This is a genomic window from Shigella sp. SIG6 (assembly GCF_053555815.1).
In genome coordinates this window covers 1-5,057 of record NZ_JBQZXC010000186.1, presented here as the reverse complement: position 1 = coordinate 5,057, position 5,057 = coordinate 1, and the positions used below count along the sequence as shown (strand labels likewise).

At 46.6% G+C, this 5,057-nt stretch carries 5 protein-coding genes and 3 pseudogenes; 5 read left to right on the top strand and 3 right to left on the bottom strand.

The window, feature by feature from the left end:
* The coding region (locus ACUU1M_RS18740; protein WP_449144734.1) for an HlyD family secretion protein at positions 1 to 538 on the bottom strand (538 nt) is incomplete at its 3' end.
* A 96-nt stretch (positions 539 to 634) separates the two neighbouring features.
* Here ACUU1M_RS18740 and ACUU1M_RS18735 point away from each other — a divergent pair.
* Positions 635 to 1,450: an AraC family transcriptional regulator gene (locus ACUU1M_RS18735; RefSeq protein ID WP_000156574.1), complete on the top strand. Its 816-nt coding sequence runs from the start codon at positions 635 to 637 to the stop codon at positions 1,448 to 1,450.
* A gap of 173 nt (positions 1,451 to 1,623) precedes the next feature.
* Here ACUU1M_RS18735 and ACUU1M_RS18730 read toward each other — a convergent pair.
* Positions 1,624 to 1,819 (bottom strand): annotated as a pseudogene (locus ACUU1M_RS18730) (LysR family transcriptional regulator); the annotation flags it as partial.
* Between the two features lie 20 nt (positions 1,820 to 1,839).
* Between ACUU1M_RS18730 and ACUU1M_RS18725 the strand changes: the two are divergent.
* The 4 genes and pseudogenes from ACUU1M_RS18725 to uspE all read left to right on the top strand — a co-directional run.
* A pseudogene (locus tag ACUU1M_RS18725) lies at positions 1,840 to 1,983 on the top strand (AbgT family transporter); the annotation flags it as partial.
* A gap of 10 nt (positions 1,984 to 1,993) precedes the next feature.
* Complete coding sequence (gene ogt, locus ACUU1M_RS18720) at positions 1,994 to 2,509, top strand: methylated-DNA--[protein]-cysteine S-methyltransferase (protein WP_000945011.1); 516 nt, start codon at positions 1,994 to 1,996, stop codon at positions 2,507 to 2,509.
* Between the two features lie 194 nt (positions 2,510 to 2,703).
* The gene (fnr, locus tag ACUU1M_RS18715) at positions 2,704 to 3,456 is read left to right on the top strand and encodes a fumarate/nitrate reduction transcriptional regulator Fnr (RefSeq protein ID WP_000611905.1); all 753 of its coding nucleotides are present in this window, start codon (positions 2,704 to 2,706) and stop codon (positions 3,454 to 3,456) included.
* Positions 3,457 to 3,607: 151 nt separating this feature from the next.
* Positions 3,608 to 4,558 (top strand): universal stress protein UspE, encoded by a 951-nt coding sequence (uspE, locus tag ACUU1M_RS18710; protein WP_001262123.1) that lies wholly within the window; start codon positions 3,608 to 3,610, stop codon positions 4,556 to 4,558.
* Between the two features lie 49 nt (positions 4,559 to 4,607).
* On the opposite strand, the pseudogene ACUU1M_RS18705 reads toward uspE, so the two are convergent.
* A pseudogene (locus ACUU1M_RS18705) lies at positions 4,608 to 4,865 on the bottom strand (DUF2534 family protein).
* Positions 4,866 to 5,057: the final 192 nt, after the last annotated feature.

The window sequence follows — 5,057 nt, the reverse complement described above, 5'->3', positions numbered from 1 at the left end:
GCCGTTGCTTCTCCACCAGGAAATCGTTCGCGGCTTTGCGCTCCTTTGCTGCGACCTGCTGGTAGTCAAACCTGGCGTTATCAATAATTTGTTGCGATATTGCCGCTGATTGTGCGAGTTTTTCATAACGTTCAGTATCTCGCAGGCGCTTTTGCTCCTCATGTTTTACTGCCTGCCATGTTTCACTGGCACTTTGAATTATCGACTGCTGCATCGTAATAGTGGCTTGAATGCCTTCGAGATTGGCTTTGCTACTTTTTATTTTTGCCTCAAGCCTGGCGACATTTGCACGATAATCCCGATCATCGAGACGCAGGATAATATCGCCTTTTTTTACGCTCTGATTATCGCGCACCTCTATAGCAGAAATATAACCAGAAACTTTACTTGCCACCGTGGTGATATTACCACCAATGTAAGCATCATCCGTCGTCTGTATAAATCTTCCTTTGCTTACCCTCCAGATAAAAAAGACAACGCCAGTCAAAAGAATACCGATCGCTACCACCCCAATAAGCTGTTTTTTAGAAATTATCATCACTCTTTACACCGTATATATCCGGAAACTTGCATACGTCATATTTAAAATTTAACATGGCTTATTTGATGATTTCTGACAAAATACCTACTGTAAATGACAATTACACTGCAACCCAAAGCATCACCAGGGCATCACATTATCGGACTGGATTCGGAACATCTGAATGGAGGTACAGTTCCCTGGCATAAACATCTCTATGCCCAGTTGCTTTACCCGGCTGAAGGAGTCGTTCGTGTATGGGCTGGAGAAAGCGTCTGGCTAGTCCATGCCAGCAGCGCGCTTTGGCTGCCCCCACAAATGCCGCATAAGTTTGTTGCGACAGGCAACGTACTTTTAAAAACCGTACTGGTTTCAGAAGCGGAAAGTGAAACGCTGGGAACAGTTTGCTTCATGACGGGTATTTCACCCCTGTTAAGGGAATTACTAATTGCAATTAACCAACTTCCACCGTCGCAAAGTACCACAGATAAACAACAGTTACGTTTTTCAGCCCTCGAGACACTGATACTTCAGGAAATAAAAATGGGGGTGAAAATGTCACTTGAACTCCCTTGGCCAAATGATGAGCGGCTACAGCAGCTTTGTGAGAATTTGCTAAACAACCAAGGGTATCTGCCAACACTGGATAATCTAGCGGATAAAATTAACGTCAGTAGCCGTACACTCATGCGCTTATTTGTTAAAGAGACGGGATTAACATTTCGCCACTGGGTTCAGCAAATGCACGTTATTTCTGCAGTGACGCTTCTTGATGATGGATATTCGTTGACCAAAATTGCCCATCGTCTGGGCTATGCCTCAGCTGAATCGTTCGGCAATATGTTTAAGCGTCGAACGGGCTACTCGCCCGGTAAATTTACTCGTCGATTAACGATGCATGATTATGCAATCACAAGACAAATGATTTAACTTATATTTTCGTGAAATCTGTCACTGAAGAAAATTGGCAACGGATGGGTAAAACCGTTATAACACTGTCACCGGTCACCAGGACCCCAGGCCGGATTTAAGACGAGGATGCACTGCTGTGTGTACTGTAGAGTCTGGCGGATGTCGACAGGCTCTATTTTTTTATTCATTTTTTAGCTCTGTAAATAACCACATTCTCGCCGGGATTGGGGAATGAGTAACGAGTTCAGTGGTGTCTGGCGGCTATCACGCCACAGAATCAAATAACAGATAGCCTACGGTAAAATTTCACTGACTGGAATTATCCCACCCTCGATCCATGTGATGGCTTGCCCTCATTTCTTCAGGCAGAAAAATCAAAAAATCGCTTTATGCTATCAGACTGCGACAAACCAGACGCGAAACTGGGTACTTACTATTCGTTAGTCTTGCCCTATCCACTTATCTTTTTGGTGGTATGGCTGCTGATGTTGCTGGCGTGGTATCTTGTCGGTCTGCCGATAGGTCCGGGTATTTACCCACGTTTGTCTTAAGAGAGAACGGATGCTGAGATTACTTGAAGAAAAAATTGCCACGCCACTGGGTCCACTGTGGGTGATTTGCGATGAGCAATTTCGCCTGCGGGCGGTTGAATGGGAAGAGTACAGCGAACGCATGGTGCAGCTGCTGGACATCCATTATCGCAAAGAAGGCTATGAGCGCATTTCTGCCACCAACCCAGGTGGTTTAAGCGACAAGCTTCGTGAATATTTTGCCGGTAATCTTAGCATTATTGATACGCTTCCCACTGCCACGGGGGGGACGCCATTTCAGCGCGAAGTCTGGAAAACACTACGCACTATCCCCTGCGGGCAGGTAATGCATTACGGCCAACTGGCTGAACAATTGGGCCGCCCTGGCGCGGCGCGTGCCGTTGGTGCGGCAAACGGATCGAATCCCATCAGCATCGTCGTACCTTGCCATCGGGTTATTGGCCGAAACGGCACCATGACCGGATATGCAGGCGGAGTTCAGCGAAAAGAGTGGTTATTGCGCCACGAAGGTTATCTTTTGCTGTAAACATTAAACAATTTGTGCCAGCTTGTTCACACTTTTATGTAAAGTTACCCTTGACAACTTAAGGAGTTTCAAATAGATAGACGTATATTTACATCTAATATCGGAATTCTCTGCTGTTAAGGTTTGCTTAGACTTACTTGCTCCCTAAAAAGATGTTAAAATTGACAAATATCAATTACGGCTTGAGCAGACCTATGATCCCGGAAAAGCGAATTATACGGCGCATTCAGTCTGGCGGTTGTGCTATCCATTGCCAGGATTGCAGCATCAGCCAGCTTTGCATCCCGTTCACACTCAACGAACATGAGCTTGATCAGCTTGATAATATCATTGAGCGGAAGAAGCCTATTCAGAAAGGCCAGACGCTGTTTAAGGCTGGTGATGAACTTAAATCGCTTTATGCCATCCGCTCCGGTACGATTAAAAGTTATACAATCACTGAGCAAGGCGACGAGCAAATCACTGGTTTCCATTTAGCAGGCGACCTAGTGGGATTTGACGCCATCGGCAGCGGCCATCACCCGAGCTTCGCTCAGGCGCTGGAAACCTCGATGGTATGTGAAATTCCGTTCGAAACGCTGGACGATTTGTCCGGTAAAATGCCGAATCTGCGTCAGCAGATGATGCGTCTGATGAGCGGTGAAATCAAAGGCGATCAGGACATGATCTTGCTGTTGTCGAAGAAAAATGCCGAGGAACGTCTGGCTGCATTCATCTACAACCTGTCCCTTCGTTTTGCCCAACGCGGCTTCTCCCCTCGTGAATTCCGCCTGACGATGACTCGTGGCGATATTGGTAACTATCTGGGCCTGACGGTAGAAACCATCAGCCGTCTGCTGGGTCGCTTCCAGAAAAGCGGTATGCTGGCAGTCAAAGGTAAATACATCACCATCGAAAATAACGATGCGCTGGCCCAGCTTGCTGGTCATACGCGTAACGTTGCCTGATTTTTCCGCATAACTCACTATCCTTCTGTCATATCATTAAATTTTTCTGATTTATTGATCTGGCAGAAGGTTCATCACTGTTTCATTCACCAGATATGGGTTAATCTTTTAATTACAAACTGCGTTGACAGTTGTTGTAAGGAGACCCTGTATGGCTATGTATCAGAACATGCTCGTTGTTATCGATCCTAACCAGGACGACCAACCAGCATTGCGGCGAGCTGTTTATTTACATCAACGGATTGGTGGCAAAATTAAAGCCTTTTTGCCGATCTATGACTTCTCATACGAAATGACCACCCTGCTCTCCCCGGACGAACGTACCGCTATGCGTCAGGGCGTCATCAGCCAGCGTACAGCCTGGATCCACGAGCAGGCAAAATATTATCTCAATGCTGGCGTTCCCATTGAAATTAAAGTGGTCTGGCATAACCGTCCTTTCGAAGCCATCATTCAGGAAGTGATCAGCGGCGGACACGATTTGGTGCTAAAAATGGCGCACCAACATGACCGTCTGGAAGCGGTGATTTTTACGCCAACGGACTGGCATCTGTTACGCAAATGCCCAAGCCCGGTGTGGATGGTGAAAGACCAGCCGTGGCCGGAAGGAGGCAAGGCGCTGGTGGCGGTGAATCTCGCCAGTGAAGAGCCGTATCATAATGCGCTCAATGAAAAACTGGTCAAAGAGACGATCGAACTGGCAGAACAAGTCAACCATACCGAAGTTCATCTGGTTGGCGCTTATCCGGTAACGCCAATTAATATCGCGATTGAACTGCCGGAATTTGACCCGAGCGTTTATAACGATGCCATTCGTGGGCAACATTTGCTGGCAATGAAAGCCCTGCGGCAGAAATTCGGCATTAATGAAAACATGACGCACGTAGAAAAAGGTCTGCCCGAAGAGGTGATTCCTGATTTGGCGGAGCATTTACAGGCGGGAATTGTGGTTCTGGGCACGGTCGGACGCACCGGTATTTCAGCAGCATTCCTCGGCAACACGGCGGAACAGGTGATTGATCATCTTCGCTGCGACCTGCTGGTCATTAAACCTGACCAGTATCAGACACCCGTTGAACTGGATGACGAAGAAGACGATTAACGACTCTTCAATAACTGACAAGGCCCGAGTTATCGGGCCTATTTTTTACTTACTGCTCTTCGCCGCCAAGGAAATAAATTCCCAACGGGATTGCCAGCAACACAGTAAAGACCAGACTATAAACAAAAATCATCGATGACTAAATCACATACATTGATATCGTCCACTCAGACAGCGGAATATTGTACTGTTCTATAACGCCGCCGATGGTCGCGCGAGTCACAACCGACGCCGCAATAATGAAAACCGCCAACAAACCAAAGAGAAATTTCTTCCCTTTCGCTGACTTCAGTTTCGCCATAATCATGATGTAATCCTTGTGCAGACAAATTTCTTGTTACCTAAACGTAACAATACCATGACGTTTCACCGTTGTCTGCTCTGAAAACCTCACCTCTTAGCTGGATTTACAATCAACGCATTGATTAGTTAGCTAATGTTGCTACTTCCTTCCCTGACTATTGATGATCTGAATGAATTGTCGCGGTAAAATAGCCCT